13 protein-coding genes and 1 pseudogene are annotated in these 22845 nt (G+C 73.2%); 5 read left to right on the top strand and 9 right to left on the bottom strand.

Features of this window, described 5'->3' with window-relative positions:
- Positions 1 to 68: 68 nt before the first annotated feature.
- From ACIG0D_RS24890 to ACIG0D_RS24865, 6 genes are all read right to left on the bottom strand, one after another.
- Positions 69 to 911, bottom strand: a complete 843-nt coding sequence (locus ACIG0D_RS24890; RefSeq protein ID WP_399804797.1) for an NAD(P)H-binding protein — start codon at positions 909 to 911, stop codon at positions 69 to 71.
- A gap of 141 nt (positions 912 to 1052) precedes the next feature.
- Positions 1053 to 2231 (bottom strand): acyl-CoA dehydrogenase family protein, encoded by a 1179-nt coding sequence (locus tag ACIG0D_RS24885; protein ID WP_399804795.1) that lies wholly within the window; start codon positions 2229 to 2231, stop codon positions 1053 to 1055.
- 368 nt (positions 2232 to 2599) lie between these two features.
- Positions 2600 to 4855: a protein translocase subunit SecD gene (gene secD / locus ACIG0D_RS24880; protein ID WP_399804792.1), complete on the bottom strand. Its 2256-nt coding sequence runs from the start codon at positions 4853 to 4855 to the stop codon at positions 2600 to 2602.
- Between the two features lie 75 nt (positions 4856 to 4930).
- Positions 4931 to 5344 carry a hypothetical protein gene (locus tag ACIG0D_RS24875; protein WP_399804789.1) on the bottom strand — a complete coding sequence of 138 codons (414 nt, stop codon included), beginning with the start codon at positions 5342 to 5344 and terminating at the stop codon, positions 4931 to 4933.
- Between the two features lie 72 nt (positions 5345 to 5416).
- Positions 5417 to 6100: a response regulator gene (locus ACIG0D_RS24870; RefSeq protein WP_399804787.1), complete on the bottom strand. Its 684-nt coding sequence runs from the start codon at positions 6098 to 6100 to the stop codon at positions 5417 to 5419.
- A 2-nt stretch (positions 6101 to 6102) separates the two neighbouring features.
- A complete protein-coding gene (locus ACIG0D_RS24865) occupies positions 6103 to 7056 on the bottom strand; it encodes a sensor histidine kinase (RefSeq protein ID WP_399804784.1) in 954 nt (317 codons plus the stop codon).
- Positions 7057 to 7408: 352 nt separating this feature from the next.
- Here ACIG0D_RS24865 and ACIG0D_RS24860 point away from each other — a divergent pair, with 352 nt between their 5' ends.
- The 3 genes from ACIG0D_RS24860 to ACIG0D_RS24850 are packed head-to-tail and all read left to right on the top strand — an operon-like array spanning position 7409 to position 8955.
- The gene (locus ACIG0D_RS24860; protein ID WP_399804782.1) at positions 7409 to 7720 is read left to right on the top strand and encodes a TraR/DksA C4-type zinc finger protein; all 312 of its coding nucleotides are present in this window, start codon (positions 7409 to 7411) and stop codon (positions 7718 to 7720) included.
- A gap of 45 nt (positions 7721 to 7765) precedes the next feature.
- On the top strand, positions 7766 to 8140 hold the full coding sequence (locus ACIG0D_RS24855; protein WP_399804779.1) for a TraR/DksA family transcriptional regulator: 375 nt from the start codon (positions 7766 to 7768) through the stop codon (positions 8138 to 8140).
- Entirely contained in the window at positions 8137 to 8955 is an 819-nt protein-coding gene (locus tag ACIG0D_RS24850) for a rod shape-determining protein (RefSeq protein WP_399804777.1), read from the top strand. Before ACIG0D_RS24855 ends, ACIG0D_RS24850 begins: the two co-directional genes overlap by 4 nt.
- Before the next feature lie 186 nt (positions 8956 to 9141).
- Here ACIG0D_RS24850 and ACIG0D_RS24845 read toward each other — a convergent pair whose 3' ends face one another.
- Positions 9142 to 10569: an MFS transporter gene (locus ACIG0D_RS24845; protein WP_399805269.1), complete on the bottom strand. Its 1428-nt coding sequence runs from the start codon at positions 10567 to 10569 to the stop codon at positions 9142 to 9144.
- 193 nt (positions 10570 to 10762) lie between these two features.
- Between ACIG0D_RS24845 and ACIG0D_RS24840 the strand changes: the two genes are divergently transcribed.
- On the top strand, positions 10763 to 11197 hold the full coding sequence (locus ACIG0D_RS24840; RefSeq protein ID WP_399804775.1) for a winged helix-turn-helix transcriptional regulator: 435 nt from the start codon (positions 10763 to 10765) through the stop codon (positions 11195 to 11197).
- Positions 11198 to 11481: 284 nt separating this feature from the next.
- Positions 11482 to 12657 (top strand): acyl-CoA dehydrogenase family protein, encoded by a 1176-nt coding sequence (locus ACIG0D_RS24835; RefSeq protein WP_399804773.1) that lies wholly within the window; start codon positions 11482 to 11484, stop codon positions 12655 to 12657.
- 95 nt (positions 12658 to 12752) lie between these two features.
- Here ACIG0D_RS24835 and ACIG0D_RS24830 read toward each other — a convergent pair whose 3' ends face one another.
- Together ACIG0D_RS24830 and ACIG0D_RS24825 are read right to left on the bottom strand one after the other, a co-directional pair.
- On the bottom strand, positions 12753 to 19313 hold the full coding sequence (locus ACIG0D_RS24830; protein ID WP_399804770.1) for a type I polyketide synthase: 6561 nt from the start codon (positions 19311 to 19313) through the stop codon (positions 12753 to 12755).
- A gap of 85 nt (positions 19314 to 19398) precedes the next feature.
- Positions 19399 to 22740: pseudogene (locus tag ACIG0D_RS24825) on the bottom strand (type I polyketide synthase); the annotation flags it as partial.
- Positions 22741 to 22845 lie beyond the last annotated feature (105 nt).

The raw sequence follows: 22845 nt of genomic DNA, 5'->3' as shown, positions 1-22845 counted from the left end.
ACTCACCGCCGGGGAACCCGGTGTGTCGCCACGGCGAATCCGGCGTGACGGCGGTACGAAAAGGCGGCCTAGACGGCCCAGGCGCCGGCGGCCGCGGCCTGCCGGGCGAACTCGGTGAAGTCGCGGGCCGGGCGGCCCAGGACGCGCTCGACGGTGTCCGTCGGCTCGGAGTTGAGGCCGTCGCGGATCTGCCCCACGAGGTCGGCGACGAAGCGGGCGTAGTCGGCGGACACGTCGTAGGAGACCAGCTCCGCGACGTAGTCCTCGTGGGCAACGGGCGTGTAGACGACGGTGCGTCCGGCGGCCCGGGAGATCTCCTCGGCGGCCTCCGCCAGGGTGAGGGCGCGGGCGCCGCTCAGCTCGTAGACCTGCCCGTCGTGCCCGTCCTCGAGCAGGGCCGCGGCGGCGACCTCGGCGACGTCGCCGGCGTCCACGAACGGCTCGCGGCCGTCCCCGGCGGGCAGCCGCAGCTCACCGGCGCGGACGGCGTCCAGCAGGACGCCCTCGTCGAAGTTCTGGAAGAACCAGTTGGGCCGCAGGACGGTCCACTGCGCGCCGGACTCGCGTACGCCGCGCTCGCCGGCGCTGAGGTTCTTGCCGCCCACGAGACCCGTGGTGCGGGCCTGGAGCAGGACCAGGCGCTCCACGCCGCAGTCGACCGCGCGCTTGGCCAGGGCGCGGATCTGGGCTTCGGCGTCCCATTCGCCGGGCTGGTCCTGGCGGTCGACGATGTACGCCGCGCGGGCGCCGGTGAGGGCCGGTTCCCAGGTGTGGTCGTCGTCCCAGTCGAACCGGACGTCGGCGGAGCGGCCGGCGGGCCGTACCGACGCGCCGCGCTCGCGCAGGGCCTGGACGACGCGGCGTCCGGTCTTTCCGGTGCTGCCGATGACGAGGATGTCTGACGCTGACATGGCTTCGCCTCCCTTGCTGGGCGGAGGAAGTGCTGGTGGCTGGGAAGGGCGCAGGGGCCACCGGACGGTCGTGACGCCCGGTGACCCCTGCGCCCTGTGGATCGGATCCCGTCGATCCGCCGCGTGGGTCGGATCGCGTGATCAGAGGAACGGGGTGTCCGGCGCGAGGCCGAGGATGGCCCGGCCGTGCACCTCCTGGTTGGTGTTGAAGGCGAACAGCGCGTGCAGCGCGAGACCGCGCAGGTCGCGGTGGTACCGCTGGAAGGGGACGTCCTTCATGATCACGGACGCGCCGCTGGCCTCGAACAGCTCGTCGACGGCCTCCTTGGCGAGCTGGATCGCGAAGCCCGCCTTGCCGCGGACCGCGGCGCGCTCCTCGACGGACGGCGAGGTGCCGGCGTCGGCGTGCTCCTGGAGCAGCCGCAGCCAGGTCTCCTGCAGCGCCTCGGCGGCGGCGATCTTGTTGGCGGCGGTGGCCACCTGGATCTGGGTGACCGGGGACTGGCTCTGGTCGGTCCAGGAGGTGTACGTGATGCCGCGTCCGGGGAGCCGCTCGAGGAACAGCTCGTAGGCGCCGCGGGCGATGCCGAGGTAGGCGGAGGCGCCCTGGGCCATGAAGAACGGCACGAAGGCGTAGTTGCGGCCGGTGGCGCCGGTGTTGGAGCGGTCGCCGGTGGTGCCGGCGAGCACGTCGAGGAGGCTGACCACGCGGTGCGCCGGGACCTTGACGTCCGTGGCGGAGACGGTGGAGCTGCCGGTGCCGGCGGCGGCGGAGGCGTGCCAGTCGTCGGCGATCTCCAGCTCGGAGAACGGGACCAGGGCGGCGTGCGGGACCGGGGTGCCGTCGGGGCCGGTCAGCAGGGCGGCGAGCAGGGCGTAGTGGGCGCCGCGGGAGCCGGACATCCACTTCCAGCTGCCGCTGAGGGAGTAGCCGCCGTCCTCGGCGGTGAGGGTGCCGCTCGGGGTGAAGCCGGTGGAGACCCGCAGCGAGCCCTCGGCGTACACCTCCTTCTGGGCGGCGTCCGGGAAGAGGCTCGGCACCCAGGAGCTGGACAGCCAGATCATGGCGACCCAGCCGGTGGCGGTGTCGGCGCGGGCGATCTCGCTGAGCACCTTGACCTGGTCGGCGACGGGGGCCTCGAGACCGCCGAAACGGGCCGGGACATTCAGCCGGAACACGCCGGCCTTTTCCAGCAGCTCGATGTTCTCGTCCGGAATCCAGCGTCGCTCCTCGGCCTGCGCACCGGATTCCCGGAACCGGTCGGCCAGGGACTTCACCTCGTCGAGCACCGCAGCGATCGCGCTGTCGGTCGTCGTCATTCTTCCTCCTCAGCGATTCACGTCCGGGGAATCTACGTCCGGCCGTGGTTCCGGAACGCTTCGCGCACTGTGCGATATGCGATCTGCGGAATTCAGTCTGGCGAGCACCGCTCTTGCACCGGTAACCGCGAACTCTCCGCGCCGCGGCCCCCGTTGTCCGCCCGGTGTACGACCGGTCAGCGCCCGGTAATGAAACGGCCCCCGGGGCTTGGCCGCGCGGGGTCGAGGGGGCCCAGGAGATCCCTGGCACAGGCGACTTAGGGCGCCGGGCGGACGTCCGGAGGGTGAGGAGGACGCCGGCCGGCCGGGGGCCGGGCGCGCGGCAGCCATGGGCGCCAGGGTCCCCGGACTGGCCGGAACCGGTCGGGTCAGGGCCGGCGGCGTGGGCTGGTGCGGTCGCCGCGTCGGTGGAGTTCCACGGCCACTGGAGCGGCGGTGAAGACGGACGAGTACGTACCGACGGCCAGGCCGATGAGGAGCGCCAGGGCGAAGTCGGTGAGCGAGGACCCGCCGAGCACGGCGAGGGCGGTGAGGATGAAGGCGGCACCCATGCCGGTGTTCACGGTGCGGGGCAGGGTCTGCAGGATCGCCTGGTTGGCGATGCCGCGGAGCGGCGCCCTGGGGGCCTTGCGGGCCAGTTCCCTGACACGGTCGAAGAGAACCACGGAGTCGTTGACCGAGTAGCCGATGACGGTGAGCAGGGCCGCGAGGAATACGCCGTCGAGGGACTTGCCGATCCAGGCGAAGACGCCGACGAGGACGACCACGTCGTGGGCGAGGGCGGCGACCGCGGCGGTGCCGAACAGCCAGCGGAAGCGCGCGGCGAGGTAGACGAGCTGCGCGCCGAGGGCCACGGCGAGCGCGATCAGAGCGCCCCGGCGCAGCTCCTGGCCGAGGCTGGGGCCGATCAGCTCGTCGCGGACCTTGTCCGCCCCTCCGGTGAGGTCGCGCACGGCGTCGGTGACCTCGGCCTCCTCCGCGTTGGTCAGTGGACCGGTGCGCACGGTCAGGCCGGTGTCGCCGGAGGACTGCACGACGGCGCGGGGGAATCCGGCGTCGGCGAGCGCGGTCCGGGCCCGGTCGGCGTCGACGGGGGTGGTCGTGGCGTACTCGATGAGGCGGCCACCGGTGAACTCCACGCCGAGGTCGACGCCGCGCACCGCGATGCCCGCGGCGGCCAGGACGAGCACGGCGGCGGAGGTGGCCAGCCAGCGGCGGGGGTGGCGCATCAGGTCGGGGTTGCGGCGGGTGATGCGGTCGCGGACGGCGCCCGTGGCGGCGATGCCGGTGAGGCGGGGGCGCCGGCGTACCCGGGGGCGGCTCGTTGCGTACTCGGCGAGCACGCGGGTGATCACCAGGGCGCTGAACATGGAGGCGAGCACGCCGATGCCGAGGGTGACGCCGAAGCCCCGCACGGGCCCGGAGGCGAGGAAGAACAGCAGAGCGGCCGCGATCAGGGTGGTGATGTTGGAGTCGGCGATCGCGCTGAAGGCGTTGCGGAATCCCGCCGCCAGCGCCGAGCGGGGGCTGGGGCGGCGGCGGGCCGCGTACTCCTCGCGGGTCCGTTCGAAGACCAGCACGTTGGCGTCCACCGCCATGCCGACCGCCAGCACGAAACCGGCCAGGCCCGGCAGGGTCAGGGTGGCGCCGAGTGCGGCCAGGGCGGCGTAGGAGACGAGGCCGTAGCAGGCCAGGGCGACGGCGGCCAGCACGCCCATCAGCCGATAGATCACGATGATGAACAGCGCGGTCAGTGCGGTGCCGATGGCCGCGGCCCAGGCGCTCGCGGTGATGGCCTGCGCCCCGAGGGTCGGGCCGACGGTGCGCTGTTCCAGCGTCTCGACGGGCACGGGCAGGGCACCGCCGTTGATGAGCAGGGAGAGTTCGCGGGCTTCCTCCGGGCCGAAGGAACCCGTGATCTGTGTGGCGCCGTCGCGGATGCCTGTGCCGCAGGCGACGGAGGGGTCGACCTGCGGCGAGGAGATGACCTTCTCGTCGAGGACGATGGCCACCCGCCGCGCCGGGTCGCCCGCCGGGTGACAGGCGGCCTCACCGGTCAGCCGGGCCCAGCTCTCGCGGCCGGCGCCCTCGAAGTCGACGGTGACGTGCCACCCCCCGCCGCCCTGCTGGTCGAACCGGGCGGCGGCCTCCTTGACATGCTCGCCGGTCAGGGCCCCGGCCCCGAGGCGCAGCAGTGTGCCGGACTCGTCGGGCAGGACCTGTTCGCGGGGCCGCTTCGGCAGCGGGCGGGAGATGTCGTCGGCGCTGTCGGCGGTGCCGAGCACCGGGTGGAAGCCGAGCTGCGCGGTACGGCCCAGGACGTCGGCGGCCTTCTTCGGGTCCTGCACACCGGGCAGTTCGACGATGATCCGGTTGTCGCCGGAGCGGACGAGGGTGGGTTCGGCGACGCCGAGCGCGTCGATACGGCCGCGCAGCACCTCCAGGGTGCGGTCGGTGGCCACGCTGTCGGCGGTGGCGGTGGGGGTGGAGCGGGTCTGCAGCACGATCTGCGTACCACCGCGCAGGTCGAGTCCGAGGCGGACCGGCACGGTGACGGCGATGAACAGGGATACGGCGATCACGGCGAGGGCGAACAGCGCTCTCACCCGGGCGGAACGGGTCACAGGAAGCCTCCGGCGGGCGCACCACGACCACCGTGGGAGCGGTCTGGTGCTTCGAGGAGAGGGAAGGGGATGGTGTCAGGGGCCGGAGGTGTCAGGCGGTGCCCGCCCGCGGTCATGGGATGCGTGGGGATCCGAGGCCGAGGGGGCGTGCCTGGTCCGCGTCGAAAGCCGCGCCAGGGCGGGAGGGCCGACGGCCGTGCCCTGGGCGCAAGGGACGAGGTGGCAGCGCGGAGCAGGGTGCTCGCGGTGCGGCTCCTGGCGCGTTGCCGCTCGGACGGTGCAGGCGGTGTCACATCCGTCGTCGGCGCGCGGCACCGTGGGCCGGTCGTGGCCGGCTGTCGGCGCCACGTCGGCCGTCGGGCCGCCCGTCGCCGCGGGCCCGGCGAGGCCGAGTGCGGCCAGCAGCGTCAGGACGACGGCCGCCAGTACCGCGGCGGCGAAGGGCCGGACGCCGCTGGTGCCGGGGGCGGTGCGCGCGGTGTGGTGCATGCACCGCCCCCCTTTCGTCGTGGTATGCGGTGCGGGCCCGAACCCCTCGGGCCCCGTCGTCGTGCCGGGAGGTCAGGGTTCGATCAGGCCGGCGCGGATGGCGTAGCGGGTGAGTTCCAGGCGGTCACGCAGGCCGAGTTTCTGCAGCAGGTTGGCGCGGTGCCGCTGGACCGTCTTGACGCTGATGAACAGCAGGTCGGCGATCTCCTTGGACGAGTGGCCCTCGGCCACCAGTTTCAGGACCTCTTCCTCGCGAGGGGTGAGGATCCGGTCGGGGGTTTCCTCGCCGTGGCGGGCCCGGTCGAGGTAGTTGCGGATCAGAGCGGTGACCGCGCCGGGATACAGGAAGGGCTCGTCGCGCATCGCGGCTCGGCAGGCGGCGACCAGGTCCCGGTCGGCGACGGACTTCAGGACATACCCGCTGGCCCCTGCCTTCAGGGCCCGGAAGAAGTACTGCTCGTTGTCGTGCATGGTGAGCATCAGGATCCGCAGGCTCGGTCTGAGGGTGGCCAGTTCGCGGGCGGCCTGCAGTCCGGTCAGGCGGGGCATGGCGATGTCGAGTACGGCCAGGTCGACGTCGTGGGGGCGGGCGAGCTCGATGGCCTCGGCGCCGTCGCCGGCCTCGGCGACCACTTCGAGGTCCGGTTCCTGGTCGAGGATGAGCCGCACACCGCGGCGGACCAGCGCGTGGTCGTCGGCGAGCAGGATGCGGATCGTGCTCGTTCCCGTCCCGGAGGGCGTGGTCTTCTCAGGCATCGTCAGGGCTGCTTCCCGGAAACGGGAGCGGTGAGCTGGACCCGGGTGCCGGTCCGGGGTGCCGGGGTGATCTCCAGGCTGCCTCCGACGAGCAGGGCCCGCTCGCGCATGCCGCGGATGCCGGCGCCTTCGCGGGGAGCTTTGATGCCGGAGCCGTCGTCGGTGACCGTCAGCACCAGGCTGTCGTCGGTGTGACGCAGGGCGACGGTGACCCGCTCGGCGTCGGCGTGGCGGGCGACGTTGGTGAGCGACTCCTGGGCGACGCGGTACAGGACGAGTTCGGTCTCCGGCGCAAGGGCCGGCAGGTCGGCGTCGAAGCGGCGGGTGACCTGCAGCCCGGTGTGGGTGGCGAAGTCCTCGGTGAGCGAGGTCAGGGCGCTGACCAGACCCAGGTCGTCCAGCACGCCGGGCCGCAGCCGGCGCACCAGGCGGCGGACCTCGTCCAGGCTCTCCCGGGTGATCTCCTGCACCTCGTGGAGCTCCTTGCGCAGCGGCGCCGGTGCGTCGTCCGCGGCGCGTTTGAGTCCCAGCAGGATCGCGGTCATGGTCTGGCCGACCTCGTCGTGGAGTTCCTGTGCGATACGGCGGCGTTCGGCCTCCTGAGCCAGCAGGGCCCGGGCACTGCTGGTGGCCCTTTCGTGTTCCAGCCGCTCGAGCATGGCGTTGAACGTGCGGATCACTTCGGCGACCTCGCCACCGCCGGAGGCGGGCAGGCGCTGGCCGGGGCGCAGCAGGTCCACCGTGGTCATCAGCTTGGTGAGCCGGTCCAGCGGGGCCAGGCCGAGCCGCAGGAGTGCGGCGTTGGCGACCAGCATCACGGCCAGACCGGCGACCAGGATGATCGCCTCGGTGAGCAGAACCGGTACGGAGACGGTCACCGGAGCCCACAGCAGCAGGGCCGTGGCTGTACCCAGCACGACCGCGTTGAGGGCGAAGATCCGCCAGAACAAGGACACCGGCCTCACGCCTCCCTTTCTTGTCTTCACCTCCCCTGTGCGGCCCGCCGGGTTCACGGTGCCGGGTGATCGAAGTGAGTCTGGGGCCAGCCTGCCCCGTCCCGCGTGCCCCGTCGATGGGGGGCGGACCCCATTTCCGGGCCTGCGCACCACCGACGGCGCCGCTGTGTGCATCCCGTGGCCCGCCGTAAATGGGGCCCGCGCCCGATGGGTATCCGCCGCCCACCCGGCCAGGGTGGAAGGCGCGGACCGGCCGGCGGTCGGCTCCGGCATCGCCGCCGGGCAGATCGCCGTGCGGCACACGACCGCGCGACGCCATGCGTGCCGTACATCCTCGAGAAAGGGATTTCCCATGTCACTCGATGTCACCGGGGCCGAACCCCACCCGTATGAGGCGCGACAGCGCCTGGAACACGCCCGCAGCTCCCGGCTGGCGCAGTTGCAGGCCCTCAAGGAGACCGGACAGACCTCGGACGACTACCTGCTGTCCGAGCAGAAGACCGCGATGGAGCGAGCCCTGAAAGAGATCGAGGAAGCCTTCGCGCGCATCGACAACGGCACCTACGGCACCTGCCTGGGCTGCGCCAAGCCCATCCCGGCGGAACGGCTGGAGATCCTCCCCTACACCCGTTTCTGCGTCGCCTGCCAACGCCGCGCCACCTGACCGGTTCGTTCCGATCTCCCGCGCCCTGCCCTCGAAGGGGGTGAAGTGGTGAACCACCAGACCATCGGCCAGAGCACGGCACCGCTGTCGGCCGACGACCTCGCCGCCCTGCGCGAGAACCTGCACGAGCAGCGCCTCTTCCGCCAGGAGCAGCTGTGCCGGCTCGCCGGACCGGTCACCTCCCGCGCCGAGGACCGGCTCCGGCAGCAGGCCGCCTCCCAGATCGAGGTTCACATCAAGCTCACCGCCTCCGCCCGCATGGTGCTCGCGGACGTCGAGGCGGCTTTGAAGCGCATGGATGACGGCTCGTACGGCACCTGCCACCTGTGCCGGCGCCCCATCGACCGGCAACGGCTGATGATCGTGCCGCAGGCCCGCTACTGCGCCCGCTGCCAGCAGGTCAAGGAGGCCGTCCCATGACCGGCACATCCCCCTCACAGGCCGCCGCCTCACACCGGCCCTGGCCTATGTGCCGATTCTGCTGCGGGATCGCCCTGGACATGGGCAGCGCCCGTACCCGCGCCTGGATCGCCGGTGAGGGCGTGGTGGTGGACGTGCCCACCGTGACCTGTTCCGGCACCGGCACGGTGTCCCCCATCCAGCGCGGCACCATCATCGACATCCCGGGGTGCGCCCGGATGTTGCGGCGCCTGCTCCGCCATCGTCTGCCCCGCTTCACCCGTCCCGTCGTCATCGTCGCCGCTCCCGTCCTGGACGGCCTCGCGTACCGCACCCGGGCCCGCGCCGCGGTCGACGTGCTGCGGCCCCGCAGCGTCCTGACGGTGCCCAGCGCCCGGGCCATCGCCCTGGCGGTCGGCGCGGACCTGTCCCGTCCGCTGATGGTGGTGGACATCGGCGCCCACCTCACCGAGGTGGTCCTGCTGTGCGACGGCGCCATCACCGACGCGCGCCGCACGGCCCTGGGCACCGGCGATCTGGACGAGACGGCCACGCCCGAGCAGATCGCCGAGGCGGTGGCCTCGATGCTGACCGCGATGCTCCGCCAGGACCGCACCTCGCTCACCGTCGACGCCCTGCACCGCGGTGTCCTCCTGGCCGGCGGAGGCGCCCTGCGCCCCGAGCTCACCTGTCACCTCACCGGGCGGCTCCACGTGCCGCTGCGCGTGGTCCCGGCCCCGCACACAGCAGCGGTCCGGGGCGCCGCCGAGCTCCTGCAAGCCGCCCACACCCACCCCTCGACACGCCGGCCCGCGGAGGATCGGCACCCCGGCTGAGGAACGGCGCCCTGGCTCGGACCGGCACCCCGGTCGAGCCCGGAGCCCCCCTTCCGGATCGGGGTGTCGGACGGGTGGACGCGGGCAGGCCCCGGGCTGGGTGCCCGGGGCCTGCGGAGGGGTTCGCCTCAGGGGATGGGGGGTGGCCTGGGGCGAAGAGGGCCCGGTGGCGGGCCGTGTGGGGGGTCAGCGGCTCGTCTCGACCGACTCGAGGACCGGGTCGGCGACCGGGGCGGCTTCCGCGGACGCCGCGCCGGACTTGCCGCGCAGGCCGAACATGCTGATCACGGCGGCGAGCGCGGCGGCCACCAGCGGGACGAACAGGGCCGCACGGTGACCGTCGAGGACGGCCGCGTCGCTGGTGCCGTTGGTCGCCGCGGTGATCACGGTGGTGGCGGTGGAGAGACCGAGGGCCGCACCGAACTGGAAGGAGGTGTACAGCAGACCGCCGGCGACGCCCTGCTCCTCCTCCTCGATGCCCTCGGTGGCGACGATGGTCAGCGGACCGTAGGCCAGCGAGAAGGCGAGGCCCAGGATGATGAGGCTCGGGAACATCATCAGGTAGGTCCAGTCCAGACCCAGCGGCAGCATCAGCGCGTAGGACAGCGTCGCCAGCAGCAGACCGCCGAAGATGACCCGGGCGTTGCCGAACTTGTTCACCAGCTTCGGGGTGAGCGTGGGCGACAGGATCGCGTCGATGCCGATGACGATCATCGCGAAGCTGGTCTCCAGCGTGGACCAGCCGCGCAGCTCCTGCAGGTACAGGACGACGATGAACTGGAAGCCGAAGAACCCGGCGGCGAACAGCAGACCGGCGATGTTGGAGCGGACCAGGCTGCCGCTGCGGAAGATGCCGAGCCGGACCAGCGGCGAGGCGGTCTTGCGCTCGATCAGCACGAACGCCAGGAACAGCACCAGGCTGGCCGCCACGGTGAGCGCGGTGGTGCCGGCCGACTCGTGGCTGGCGCGCTCGACGGAGAACACCAGGAGCAGGATGGCCGCCGTGACGCTGATCGCGCCCGCCACGTCCATGCTCTGGCCGTTGCGGTCGGGCTTGGCCGACTTGGGGATGAGGATCGCACCGGCGACCAGGATGACGAACGAAAGGATCACCGGGGCGAAGAACACCCAGCGCCAGTCGGCCGAGGCGAGCAGACCACCGACGACCAGGCCGATGGAGAAGCCGCCGGCCGCGGTGCCCGAGTAGACGAGCAGGGCCTTGTTGCGCTGCGGGCCCTCCTCGAAGCTCGTGGTGATGATCGACAGACCGGCCGGAGTCATGAAGGCCGCCGCCACACCGGTGACGAACCGGGCGACGATCAGCATCCAGCCCTCGGTGGCCAGACCGCCCAGGCCGGAGAAGAGCAGGAAGACGGTCAGCCAGAACAGGAACATCTGGCGACGTCCGAACAGGTCGGCGGCACGGCCGCCGAGCAGCATGAATCCGCCGTACCCGAGGACGTAGGCGCTCATGACCCACTGGAGCATGCCGGTGGACAGCCCCAGGTCGGCCCGGATGGACGGCAGGGCCACGTTGAGCATGGCCACGTCGACGCCCTCGAGGAAGATCGCACCACAGAGCACGAACAGCACGCCCCAAGCGCGCCCACTCATGCGATCGGTGCCGCTGCCCTGATTGGATTGCAGTGCGGACACGGAAATGACTCCTTGTTGGAGATAACGCGAGAACAGGACGGAAACAGATCGGGGCGACCGCCGATGGTCCTGACTCAAAACACCGCGTGTGCCGGAGTCGTAGGCGGTTCCCACTTGTAACCACAGGCATCTTGAGGCAGGCTCGGGGACTATGGAAGAAGGCACTTTGAAGTCACCGACTCACTGCGCGGGTACCGAAGACGAGTACGACGCTTTGCAGTGGGACGTCCGGCAGGGTTGCGAGGTCCGGCATATCCTCGACCGCGTGGCGGACAAGTGGTCCCTGCTGGTGATAGCGCTGCTGGAGCGCCGCAGTCTCCGCTTCTCGGAACTGCGCCGGCGGATCGACGGGGTGAGCCAGCGCATGCTGACCGTCACCCTGCGCCAGCTGGAGCGGGACGGCCTGGTGAAACGCACCGTGCATCCGGTCGTCCCGCCGCGTGTGGACTACGAGTTGACGCCCCTGGGGGTGACCCTGCACGACACCATCCGCAGCCTGGTGATCTGGACCGAGGAGCACCAGAACGAGATCGCCGCCGCGCGTGCCGAGTACGACCGGCGGGCGGATCAGGCCGTGGCGTCCTGATCCGGAACGGCGGTCGCACACCGCCCGCTCCCCCGACGGTCACCCATCCGAATGAGGGCCGGAATCCTTTGGGATCCGGCCCTCATTCCCGTCGCATTCCTGTCCGATCCCTGCCCTAACCCGATCTGGTTCCCATCCGATTCCCACCCGATTCCCGTCCGATTACCAGCCGATTACCGGACGATGAGTGGTTCATTACCGGGCGGTGCCTCGCGAATGGGAAACCCTCGTTACCTTCCGGCGGAATGCCCATTCCCGCGGGCGCACCCAGTTCGGAGGAACGCGTGACCATTCATCAGGATTCAACCGCCGTTTTGGAGGCCGTCCGCACCGCCGTACCCGTGATCCGGGCCCGTGGCGACGAGGCGGAGGCGCGGGGGCGGGTGCCGCGGGAGACGCTGAGGCTGCTGGAGCGGGCGGGCGTGTTCCGGATGGCGGTGCCCGCGCGGTTCGGCGGTCTGGACCTTCCGCTGGCGCAGCAGGCGGAGGTGGTGGCCGAGGTGGCCCGGGCCTGCCCGTCCACGGGCTGGAACATGACGGCGTGGCTGACCGGCACGCTGATGGCCGGGCTGTATCCGGACGAGGCGCAGAAGGAGGTCTTCGACGGCGGCTCGGTGCGGGTGTCCCTGGGCTTCGCGCCGGCCGGGCGGCTGACGCGCACGGAGGACGGCTTCGAGCTGACCGGCCGCTGGGGGTACAACTCCGGCTGCCACGCCGCCGACTGGGACCTGCTGGGTGCGGTGCTGGAGGGCCCGGACGGCACCGAGGAGCAGTTCTTCGCCCTCGTACCGATGGCGGACCTGTCCATCATCGACGACTGGGACGTCTCGGCGGGCAGCGGCACCGGCAGCGCCACCGCGGTCGCCGAGCGGGTCTTCGTACCCGCCCACCGGCTCATCTCCTACTCCGGGTCGCTGACCGGGCGGACGGGTGAGCGGTGGAACTGCGACGTGCCGGGGCGGGGCTACGGCGCCGTCGCGTTCGTGATGTCCCTGTACGCGACCATGACGCTGGGCATCGCCCGCGGCGCCTACGAGCTGTTCCTGGAGCGGCTGCCCGGGCGCGGCATCACCTACACCGGCTGGGACGACCAGCGGCGGCATCCGCTGGTGCAGCAGCAGGTGGCCGCCGCGGCGAACCGGATCACGGCGGGGTCCGCGCTCACCGACCGGGTGATCGCGCTGCAACAGGAGCGCGCCGACGCGGGGGTGCCGCTCACCGACGCCGAGCGGGCGCAGGTGCGCGGGCAGACCGCGTTCGTGGGGGAGCTGGCGAAGGAGGCCGTCCAGCTCCTGTATTCGATGAGCGGCGGTTCGGTGCTCAAGCGCAGCGTGCCCTTCCAGCGCTACCACCGCGACATCCTCGGCTTCACCATGCACGCGCTGACGCATCTGCACCCCAACCTGGAGGTGCAGGGGCGGGTGCTGCTGGGCCTCGACCCGGGTTCGGACATCCTCTGAGGTCCGCGGACGAGGTCCGCGAAGCGACCGCGGCGGGCCGCCGGCCGTCGCCCCGCACCGGGGGCGGCGGCCGGCGGCCCGTTCGTCTCGCGCGCTCAGGGCGCGGGCGGGAAGTGGCCCTCCTGGACGAAGAACTCGACGTACTTGGTGAACAGTTCCTCGGTCAGCGGCGGGCAGCTGATCCCGGTGCCGTCCAGCGCGGCCTCCGTCTCGCCGGTGTCGAGGGCCGGGTAGAAGGCGTCGGTGTCGGACGTCATCATCTCGAACGCGTGCAGCAGGGGCTGGAGCGCGTTGTCCCGGTCCGCGCGGACCGCCTGACGCCACCGCTCCGCGTCCGCCTCGTCGAGCCGGTAGCCGAGGCGGCGCAGGTAGGTCACGCAGTCGGCGAGGCTGAGCGAGCTGCGGTTGAACAGGTGGTAGGTGCCGCCGGCGCCGTCCGGCCGGGTGGAGATGCCGAGGATGGCGGCGCTCACGTAGTCCACCGGCAGCAGGTGGAAGCGGCCGGCGGTGCCGGCCGGCACGAGCCCGGCCTGGAGCAGGCCCTTGAGGCTGAGCCAGACGAAGTCCCGGGTCTGGCAGGCGCCGTTGTCCCGGTCGCCGGAGATCACGTCGACCCGGTAGACCGAGACGGGCAGGCCCCGCTCCCGGGCCAGCTCGACGACCTGCTCGGCGACCCACTTGCTGCGCAGATAGCCGCTCGGCAGCACCTCGGCCGGGCCGGTCGGGTCGGTGACCTTCAGCGGTACGCCCGGGGTGACGGGACCGTCGAACACGCCGACCGTCGAGACGTGGTGGACGGGGACCGTGCGGTGCCGGGCGGCCAGCCGCAGCACTTCCCGGGTGCCGCCGACGTTGGCCGTGCGCAGCGCCTGGTACGGCTGGAGCCAGTGCACCGAGGCGCCGGCGTGGTACACGACGTCGACCGTGCGGGCGAGGTGGTCGAACCGCTCCTCGGTCAGTCCGAGCCGTGGCTCGGCGAGGTCGCCGACGACGACGGTGAGCCGGTCCTCGTCGATCTCGTCCCAGACCCGGTACCACTCCAGGCTGCCGCGCAGCCGCTCGTACGCCGCCCGCTGGTCGGCGCCGCGCACCAGGCAGTGGATGCGGGCGGTGGTGGTGCGCATCAGGTCGCGCAGCAGGAACGCGCCCAGGAAGCCGCTGGCCCCGGTGAGCAGGATCTCGCGCGGGTCGTCGACGGTGCGGACGACCTCGGCGGCCGGGCGGATGTCGTCGGGCAGCGTGATGTCGGCGGCGTAGTCGACCCGGTCGGTGCCCGTCTCGTCGCCGCCCTCGCCGTCCCCGGGTGCCAGCTCGGCCAGCACGTGGCCGGCCAGGGCCTGCGGGGTCGGATGGTCGAAGACGACGGTGGCGGGCAGGGTCAGTCCGGTGAGCGCGGCGACCCGGTTGCGCAGTTCCACGGAGGTCAGCGAGTCGAGGCCGAGCTGTGGGAAGGAGCGGTCCGGGGTGATGCCGTCGGGGCCGGAGCGGCCCAGGATCCGGGCGATCTCCGCGGTCAGCGCGTCCAGGACGGCGGCGTACCGGGCGTCCTCGTCGTCGAGGGCGGCCAGCCGGTCGGCGAGCGAGGAGGCGTCCTCGGCGCGGCCGTGGGCGGTGGGCCGCCGCGGGACGCGGACGAGGGTGCCCAGCACGGCCGGGATCCGCGGCTGTTCGCGCAGTACGGCCAGGTCGAGCGGGGTGGCCACCGCGTCGGGTCCGAGGCGCGGGGCGAGGTCGAACAGGCGCGGGCCCTGTTCGGTGGCGACCGGGAGGAAGCCGCTGCGGGCGATGCGCTTGAGGTCGGTCTCGGTGAGGTTGCCGGTCAGTTCGGAGGCCTGGGCCCACAGGCCCCAGGAGATCGAGGTGGCGGGCAGTCCGTGCGCCGCGCGGTGGCGGGCCAGCGCGTCGAGGAAGAGGTTGGCGGCGGCGTACGTCGACTGGCCGGGGCCACCGACCACCGAGGCGACGGACGAGAACAGCACGAACGCCGTCAGCCCGAGGTCCCGGGTCAGTTCGTGCAGGTGCCAGGCCGCGTCGGCCTTGGGCCGCAGCACCGCGGCGAGCCGGTCGGGGGTCTGGGCGGCGATCACTCCGTCGTCGAGGACGCCCGCGGTGTGCACGACGCCGCGCAGCGGGTGCTCGGCGGGGACGGCGGCCAGCAGTCCGGCGAGCGCGTCCGGGTCGGACACGTCGCAGGCGGCGATGGTCACCGAGGCGCCGAGGCCGGTCAGTTCGGCGAGCAGGCCGTCGGCGCCGGGGGCGTCCGCGCCGCGCCGGCTGACCAGCAGCAGGTGGCGTACGCCGTGCCGGGTCACCAGGTGCCGGGCGAAGAGCCCGCCGAGGGCGCCGGTGCCGCCGGTGATCAGTACGGTGCCGTCCGGGTCCCACACCGGGTCGCAGCCCTCGGGCACGCGGGCGGCCCGCTCCAGCCGGGGCACGAGGACGCGGACGCCGGGGGCGTCGGAGTCCCGTACGGCGGTGCCGGACGCACCGGAGTCCCGTACGGCGGCCTGCGGTTCACCGGAGGCGACCAGGGCCGACAGGGTGGCCTCCAGTCCGGGCGCGCCGGGGTCGGGGACATCGACGAGGACGATCCGGCCGGGCGCCTCGGACTGGGCCGAGCGCAGCAGGCCCCACGCGGCGGCGGCACCGAGGTCGGTGATGTCCTCGCCGTCGGCGGTGGACACCGCGCCGCTGGTCACCACGGTGAGCGGGACGTCCGCCAGGGCGTCCTCGGCCAGCCATGCCCGGGCCAGCTCCAGGGCGCGTCCGGCGGTTGCGTGGACGGCGTGCGGGGCGTGGACGCCGGACGGTGTGGCGAGGTGGACGCGCACGGCGTCGACCCGGGCACCGGCGCGGACGGCCGCGGCGATGCTCCCGGGGTCCGGGTCGTCGCCGTCCGTGGCGAGTTCCGCCCAGGCGAGCGTGGCGGGCGTCAGCGGCCGGGGCGTCCAGGCGAGCCGGAACAGCGCGTCGTGGTCGCGGGTGCGGGCGGCGCCGAGGCCGTCCGGGTCGAGGGCGCCGAGGGTGACGGCGTCGATGTCGGCGACGGGGGCGCCGGCCGGGTCGGACAGGTGCAGCGCGTACGTTCCGGTGCCGGGGCGCGGGGTGATCCGCACGCGCAGCTCCCGCGCGCCGGTCGCGTACAGCCGTATGCCCTGCCAGCGGACCGGCGCCGTGAGCGGGCCGAGCACGGGGTGCAGGGCCGCGTCGAGCAGGACGGGGTGGATGCCGAACCCGTCGGTCTGCTCGGCGAGTTCGTCGCTGATCCGCAGCTGCGCGAGGTGGTCGCCGTCGTGCTGCCAGAGGCCGGTCAGAGCGCGCAGCCGCGGTCCGTACGACACCCCGGCCGCGGCGAGCCCCGCGTACAGCTCGTCGGGGTCGACGGCGGTGGCGCCGGCGGGCGGCCACGGTGCCGTGCGGTCCGCGTCGGGCGCGGCGGGCGGGGTGAGCGGTCCGCTGCCGAGGACGCCGTGGGCGTGCCGGACCCAGGTCGCCCCGGGGTCGGCGGGCCGGGAGTGCACGGTGAGGGCGCGCCGGCCGTCGGCGTCGGCGGCGCCGACCCGGATCTGGAGGCGCAGCGCGCCCTCGCCGGGCAGGACGAGGGGTTCGTCGAGGGTCAGTTCCTCCAGCGTGGTGGAGCCGGTCTCGTCGCCGGCGCGGATCGCCAGTTCGGCGAGGACGGCTCCGGTCACCACGGTCTCGCCGGCCACCGTGTGCTGCGCGAGCCACGGGTGGCTGCGGGCCGACACGCTCCCGGTGAACAGCGTCTCGTCGCTGTCGCCGAGCGTGAGGGCGGTGCCCAGCAGGGGGTGGTCGGCGCGGTCGAGGCCGAGGCCGCCCGCGTCGGCGGAGGCGGCGGACGCGTCCACCCAGTAGCGGCGGTGCTGGAAGGCGTACGTCGGCAGGGGCACCCGGCGGGCGCCGGACCCGGCGAAGAACGCCTCCCAGTCCACGCGGCCCCCGGCGAGGTGCAGTTCGGCCAGCCCGTCGACCAGGCTCAGGGGTTCGTCGCGACCGCGCCGCTGGAGGGCGAGGGCGCGGGTGCCGGTGCGGTCGGCGAGGACGGAGCGGTTGAGGGCGGTCAGGACGCCGTCGGGGCCGATCTCGAGGTAGGTGCGGACGCCCTGTTCCTCCATGGCCGTGACCGCGTCCGCGTAACGCACGGCTTCCCGGACCTGCCGCACCCAGTAGTCGGCGCTGCGCAGGTCCTCGCCGGTCGCGAGCCGGCCGGTCAGCGTGGACACCACCAGGATACGGGGGCTGCCGAACTCGACCTCCTTCAGGACGGTCCGGAACTCCTCCAGCATCCCCTCCATCCGCGGGGAGTGGAACGCGTGCGACACCGACAGCCGCCGCACCCGGCGACCCAGCCCCGCGAAGTGCTTGGTCACTTCTTCCACGGCGGGCTCGTCGCCGGAGACGACCACCGCGTTCGGTCCGTTGACCGCCGCGATCCCCATCTCCGCCTCACGGCCCTCCAGCAGCGGAGCCACCTCGGCCTCCGACGCCTCCACCGCCACCATCACGCCACCCTCCGGCAGCGCCTCCATCAACCGCGCACGAGCAGCCACCACCCGGCAGGCATCCTCCAGCGACAGCACACCCGTCACATGCGCCGCCGCCAACTCCCCCACCGAATGCCCCGCCACCACCGACGGAACCACACCCCACGACTCCACCAGACGGAACAACGCCACCTCGAACGCGAACAACGCCGGCTGCGTCCACCCCGTCCGGTCAAGACGACCCGAACCGTCCTCCGCGAACATCACCTCCCGCAACGACCCACCCAACAACGGATCCAGCACCCCGCACACCTCGTCCAAGGCAGCCGCGAACACCGGATACACCGCCGCCAGCCCACGACCCATCCCCACCCGCTGCGCACCCTGCCCCGAGAACACGAAGCCCAGGCCGCCGGCGGTCGTCAGGGGGCCGGTGACCGCGCGGGACGGGTCCGTGGCGAGTTCCCGCAGGGCGGTTTCGAGCTGGTCGCGGTCGCCGCCGGTGAGGGCGATCCGGTGGTCGTGCAGGGTACGGGTGGTGGCCAGGGAGTAGCCGATGTCGGCGGGGGTCAGGGCGGGATGCTCGGCGAGGTGGTCGAGCAGCCGCTGCGCCTGGGCGGCGAGGGCCTGCTCACCGCGGGCGGACAGGAACCAGGGGACGGCGGGCAGCGAGGCCGCCGCGGCCGTCTCCTCGTCACCGCCCTGCTCCTCGGCGGCCGGCTCCTCCTCGGGCGCTTCCAGGATGACGTGGGCGTTGGTGCCGCTGACGCCGAACGCGGAGACCGCCGCCCGGCGCGGGCGCTCGCCGCGCGGCCACTCCCGCGCCTCGGTCAGCAGCTCGACCGCACCGGCCGACCAGTCGACCATCGGGGTCGGCTCGTCCACGTGCAGGGTCTTGGGCATCAGGCCGTTCCGCATCGCCTGCACCATCTTGATGACCCCGCCGACACCGGCGGCTGCGACGGTGTGCCCGATGTTCGACTTCAACGAGCCGAGGTAGAGCGGCTGTTCGCGGTCCTGGCCGTACGTCGCGAGCAGCGCCTGGGCCTCGATCGGGTCACCCAGCCGCGTACCCGTGCCGTGCGCCTCGACCACGTCCACGTCCGCCGGAGCCAGACCCGCGTCCGCCAGCGCCTGCCGGATCACCCGCTCCTGCGAAGGACCGTTCGGCGCCGTCAGGCCGTTGCTCGCGCCGTCCTGGTTGACCGCGCTGCCCCGGATGACCGCGAGGACCCGGTGGCCGTTGCGGCGCGCGTCCGACAGCCGCTCCACCACGAGCAGACCGACGCCCTCCGACCAGGACGTGCCGTCGGCCGCGGCGGCGAAGGACTTGATGCGGCCGTCGGGCGCCAGGCCGCGCTGGCGGCTGAAGTCGACGAAGCCGCCCGGCGTGGCCGTGACGGTGGCGCCGCCCGCCAGGGCGAGCGTGGACTCCCCGCTGCGGACGGACTCGACGGCCAGGTGCAGGGCGACCAGGGACGAGGAGCAGGCGGTGTCCACGGACAGCGCGGGCCCTTCGAGGCCGAGGGTGTAGGCGATCCGGCCGGAGGCGACGCTGCTGAGCTTCCCGGTCATCAGGTAGCCCTCCAGCTCCTCGGGGCCCGCCAGACCGAGGTAGCTCTGCTCGACGACGCCCGCGAACACGCCGGTGCGCGAGCCGCGCAGCGACGCGGGATCGATGCCGGCGTCCTCCAGCGCCTCCCAGGCGGTCTCCAGCAGCACCCGCTGCTGCGGGTCCATGGCCAGCGCCTCGCGGGGCGAGATGCCGAAGAAGTCGGCGTCGAACAGGGCGGCGCCGTCCAGGAATCCGGCCTCGCGGGTGTACGAGGTGCCGAGGTCGTCCGCGTCGGGGCTGTAGAGGGCCTCCAGGTCCCAGCCGCGGTCGTCGGGGAACGGGCCGATCGCGTCACGGCCGTCCACGACCAGGCGCCACAGGTCGTCGGGGCTGGTGACACCGCCCGGGAACCGGCAGGCCATGCCGACGATCGCGACGGGTTCGTCGGCGGCCGACTCCAGTTCGGCGATCCGCTCGCGTGCCTTCTGCAGGTCCGCGGTCACCCACTTCAGGTAGTCGACGAGCTTCTGTTCCTTGGTCTGCGGGGAGGAGGTCGGGGCGGGGGTCGCGGGCTGGGTGGGCTGCTGTGCGGACATGCGAAAGGAAGCCTCTCCTTGAGCGCCGGGGCAGGACAGGTACGGGCCGGTGCGGGGCCGCCCGCGGGGGCGGCCCCGTGCCGCGTCAGTCCGCCGCCCGGCCGAGCTGGGTGTCGATGAAGTCGAAGATCTCGTCGGCGGACGCGGAGGCGATCAGCTCCTGCACGGCGGGGTCGGCCGGCGCCGAAGCGGCGGCCGGCACCGTGCCGGACAGTCGTTCCAGCAGGCCGCGCAGGCGCGCCTCGACCTCGGCGCGGGTGTCGGCGTCGGCCGGCAGCGCCTCGAGCGACGCCTCCAGGCGGTCCAGTCCGTCCCGTACGGCGCGGGAGGGCTCGTCGGGGGCGGGGCCGGCCGCGTTCAGGACGAAGGCGGCGAGGGCGGCCGGGTTGGGGTGGTCGAAGACCACGGTGGCGGGCAGGGTCAGGCCGGTCGCCTTGGCCAGCCGGTTGCGAAGTTCGACACCGGTGAGGGAGTCGAAGCCGAGGTCCTGGAAGGGCCGGTCGGGTGCGATGCCCGACGGGTCGCCGTGCTTGAGGACGGTCGCGACGAGGTTGGTCACGATCTGGAGCACGTACTGCTCGCGCTGCGCGACGGCCAGTTCGGCCAGCCGCTCGGGCAGCGGCACGACCTCGGGCTCGGACGCCGTCTCCGCCTGCGCGGCGGCCGGCGCGGCCACGCGGACGGTGTCGCCCTCGGCGGGCACGAGCTGGTCCAGCCAGAAGCGGCGGCGCTGGAAGGCGTACGTCGGCAGGGACACCCGGCGGGCGCCGGACCCGGCGAAGAACGCCTCCCAGTCGACGGTCACGCCCCGCGCGTGCAGCAGGCCGACGGCCCGGACCACGGACTCCGCCTCGGGCACGCCGGGCCGGACCGAGGCGGTGGCGACGACGGCGTCCGCGTCACGCACGGACTGCGCGGCGAGAGCGGCCAGCGCCCCTCCGGGACCGATCTCCAGGTACGTACGGACGCCCTCCTCCTCCATGGCCGTGACCGCGTCCGCGTAACGCACCGCCTCACGGACCTGCCGCACCCAGTAGTCGGCGCTGCGCAGGTCCTCGCCGGTCGCGAGCCGGCCGGTCAGCGTGGACACCACCAGGATACGGGGGCTGCCGAACTCGACCTCCTTCAGGACGGTCCGGAACTCCTCCAGCATCCCCTCCATCCGCGGGGAGTGGAACGCGTGCGACACCGACAGCCGCCGCACCCGGCGACCCCAGGCGGAGAAGTGCGCCACGACCTCCTCCACGGCGGGCTCGTCGCCGGACACGACCACCGCGTTCGGTCCGTTGACCGCCGCGATACCCATCTCCGCCTCACGGCCCTCCAGCAGCGGAGCCACCTCGGCCTCCGACGCCTCCACCGCCACCATCACGCCACCCTCCGGCAGCGCCTCCATCAACCGCGCGCGAGCAGCCACCACCCGGCAGGCATCCTCCAGCGACAGCACACCCGTCACATGCGCCGCCGCCAACTCCCCCACCGAATGCCCCGCCACCACCGACGGGACCACACCCCACGACTCCACCAGACGGAACAACGCCACCTCGAACGCGAACAACGCCGGCTGCGTCCACCCCGTCCGGTCAAGACGACCCGAACCGTCCTCCGCGAACATCACCTCCCGCAACGACCCACCCAACAACGGATCCAGCACCCCGCACACCTCATCCAGGGCAGCCGCGAACACCGGATACACCGCCGCCAGCCCACGGCCCATCCCCACCCGCTGCGCACCCTGACCCGAGAACACGAAGCCGAGAGCGGCGTCGGAGGCGGTGACGGGGTCGAGGGTGCGGAGTTCCGCGAGGAGCGCGTCGCGGTCGTCGCCGACGGCCACCGCGCGGTGGTCCAGGGCGGCGCGGGCGGTGGCGAGGGTGTACGCCACGTCCAGCGGTCGCAGGGCGGGGTCGCGCTCGACGTGGGCGAGCAGCCGCTCCGCCTGCTCGGCGACGGCCTGGGGGGTACGGCCGGACAGCAGCCAGGGCAGGACGGGGACCTGGACGGGCGCGGGAGCGTCCTCGGTGCCGTCGGTGTCGTCGGAGACCTGGGCGGGGGCCTCCTCGATGATGACGTGGGCGTTGGTGCCGCCGAAGCCGAAGGAGGAGACACCGGCCCGGCGCGGGCGCTCGCCGCGCGGCCACTCCCGCTCCTCGGTCAGCAGCTCGACCGCGCCCGCCGACCAGTCGACGTGCGGCGACGGCTCCTCGGCGTGCAGCGTCCGGGGCATCAGCCCGTGCCGCATCGCCTGCACCATCTTGATGACCCCACCGACACCGGCGGCGGCCTGCGCGTGCCCGATGTTCGACTTCAACGAGCCGAGGTAGAGCGGCTCTTCGCGGTCCTGGCCGTACGTGGCGAGCAGCGCCTGCGCCTCGATCGGGTCACCCAGCCGCGTACCCGTGCCGTGCGCCTCGACCACGTCCACGTCCGCCGGAGCCAGACCCGCGTCCGCCAGCGCCTGCCGGATCACCCGCTCCTGCGAAGGACCGTTCGGCGCCGTCAGGCCGTTGCTCGCGCCGTCCTGGTTGACCGCGCTGCCGCGCAGCACGGCCAGCACCTGGTGGCCGTTGCGGCGCGCGTCCGACAGCCGCTCCACCACGAGCAGGCCCACGCCCTCCGCCCAGCCGACGCCGTCCGCGTCCGCGCCGAAGGACTTGCAGCGGCCGTCGGGGGCGAGCCCGCGCAGCCGGGAGAACTCCACGAACGCGACGGGCGTGGACATCACGGTGACCCCGCCGGCCAGCGCGAGGTCGCACTCGCCGTTGCGCAGGGCGTTCGCCGCCAAGTGCAGGGCGACCAGGGACGAGGAGCAGGCGGTGTCGACGGACACGGCCGGGCCCTCGAAGCCGTACGTGTACGACAGCCGGCCGGCGGCGATGCTGCCCGCGCTGCCGCTGAACAGGTAGCCCTCGAAGTCCTCCGGCGGCAGGTGCGGCCGGGAGCCGTAGTCGCTGTACATCAGCCCGGTGAAGACGCCGGTGCGGGAGCCGCGCAGGGTGGTGGGGTCGAGACCGGCGTCCTCCAGGCTCTCCCAGGCGGTCTCCAGCAGCAGGCGCTGCTGCGGGTCGATCGCCACGGCCTCGCGCGGCGACATGCCGAAGAACTCCGGGTCGAACCGGTCGGCCTCGTGCAGGAAGCCGCCCTCGCGGCCGTAGGAGGTGCCGGTGTGGTCGGGGTCCGGGTCGTAGAGGGCGTCCAGGTCCCAGCCGCGGTTGTCCGGGAAGGTGGTGACCGCGTCCGCGCCGTCGACGACCAGCCGCCACAGGTCCTCCGGCGAGCTCACCCCGCCCGGGTAGCGGCACGCCATGCCGACGATCGCGATCGGCTCGTGGCGCCGTTCCTGGATCTCCCGCAGCTGCCGGCGCGCCTCGCGGGCGTCGGCGACGGCCTTCTTGAGATAGTCGCGGAGCTTGTCCTCGCCCGCCATGGTCTGTCAACTCCCGGGTGTCGTGGGGTGGTTTGCCTCGGGTGGTGGGTGTGTCGGGTGCGTGGCGCCGGTCGTGGCCGCACCCGGCGGCCGGCACCGTCGTGG

The sequence above is a fragment of the Streptomyces sp. NPDC052773 genome (genome assembly GCF_044547145.1).
Classification (GTDB): domain Bacteria; phylum Actinomycetota; class Actinomycetes; order Streptomycetales; family Streptomycetaceae; genus Streptomyces.
The sequence above is the reverse complement of the archived record's forward strand: the minus strand, read 5'-3'. Positions and strand labels throughout refer to the sequence as shown.